2 protein-coding genes are annotated in these 1,658 nt (G+C 64.4%); one reads left to right on the forward strand and one right to left on the reverse strand.

Features of this window, described 5'->3' with window-relative positions:
* The coding region (locus tag MJD61_22110; GenBank protein ID MCG8557953.1) for an SBBP repeat-containing protein at nt 1-1,334 on the reverse strand (1,334 nt) is incomplete at its 3' end.
* 47 nt (nt 1,335-1,381) lie between these two features.
* On the opposite strand from MJD61_22110, the gene MJD61_22115 reads away from it, so the two are divergent.
* On the forward strand, nt 1,382-1,658 hold a 277-nt coding region (locus tag MJD61_22115), incomplete at its 3' end, for a hypothetical protein (GenBank protein MCG8557954.1).

Below are 1,658 nucleotides of genomic sequence, written 5' to 3' on the forward strand. Positions count from 1 at the left end.
AAACGCCGGCTCCACAGGTGGGTGCCATCCAGAGCGAACTTGGCTACGAAGCCGTCGTGGTCGTCCGCGCTTGCCAGGGTGGTGCCCCCAAGTGCGACGACGCCGTTGAAATAACCCGTCAGCAGGATGTTGCCCATTCCGTCCACTGCGATGCTGGCTGCGTTATCGGCACCCGCTGCTCCGAAGCGCTGGCTCCACAGGTGGGTGCCATCCAAAGCGAACTGGGCCACGAAAGCGTCCGCGTCGCCCGCGCTCTTGAGGGCGCCCCCGCCAAAATCCACCGCACCTCTGAAATATCCGCTGAGCACAACACGCCCCGCGCTGTCCGCCGCGATCCCCCAACCTCCATCGCCAAGCGCACTTCCGAAGCGCCGGCTCCACAGGTGGGCGCCGCCCGGGTCTAACTTGACGACAAAGATATCGTTCTTGCCGGCGCTCGCGAGATAGCCGCCGCCGAAATCAATGCTGTGGTGGAACAGCCCCGTGAGCAGGATGTTGTCAGCGAGGTCTATTGCAAGTCTTCGGATGCCGTCGTTTCCCGTACCTCCGAACCGCTTGCTCCACAGGTGGGTGCCGTCCGGGCCAAACTTAGCGACGAAAACGTCTTGGCCAAAACCGGCCGCTGTAAGGCGGCCACCTCCGAGGTCCAGCGTGCCGAAAAAGAAGCCGCTGGCCAAGACATTGCCCACGCTGTCTGCTGCGATCCCCCAGCCGGAGGCCCTCGCGCTCACGAAGGCTTTGCTCCACAGGTGGTTGCCGCCGGCACTGAGTTTGGCGACAAAGACGTCTCCGCCGCCGCCACTCAAGAGTCTTCCACCCCCGAAATTCACCGACTTCTCGAACTTTCCGGTAAGCAAGATGTTGCCCGTCAGGTCGGCCGCAATAGCCACCCCCGAGGCGCTCCCGCCGCTACCCCCGAACCGCTTGCTCCATAAGTGGTTTCCGGCCGGATCATATTTGGCGACAAAGATGTCTCTCGTGCCTTCGCTCGAGAGGATGCCGCCCCCGAAGTCCACCGTACCCTCGAAAGAGCCGGTCAACACGACGTTACCCGCAGCATCTACGGCAAGGTCGTTGTTCGCGTCGGGGCCCGGGCCTCCAAAGCGTTTGCTCCAGGGTCCGCTTGCCATTCCCGTACCGCCCATGCCGCCCCCGCCCGGCGTACCGGCCACACCAGCGCTGGTACCCGACATGGCGCCGGTCCCTGCCGGATTCCCGCCGACGCTCACGGAACCTGCGACGGGGTCGCCACCGCCGGCAGCGCTTCCCGAAGCGCCGGCAGCGGCGCTGTTCGACTTGTAGCCGCACCCGGCTAGTGCGAGCAGCGCTGCCATTAGTAAGACCCCTCGCCCCATCGTGCTTGGTAGAATGCCATCACTGCGTGAGCGAAGCAATCTCCGGAGCATCGCGCATCCAGACACCACGGCGGCCGAACTTGACCCGAGGGCTTCATATCGACCGGGAGCGGGCGATTTTCGTGTTGTGCCTTGCATTCGGTCTCACGGCGCCAACGGTCACGCTCGGTCAAGAGCCGTGGAAGCGACGCTGGCTGAATCCCGAGATTCCCATCCACGTGGCAACCGCCCGGCTTCCAGCCGGCATGACCGCGACGGAGTTCATCGAAGCTGTCCGGGCAGCCGCAGGCCGTTGGAGCTTTC

It is taken from the genome of Pseudomonadota bacterium, assembly GCA_022361155.1.
Taxonomy (GTDB): Bacteria; Myxococcota_A; Polyangia; order Polyangiales; family JAKSBK01; genus JAKSBK01.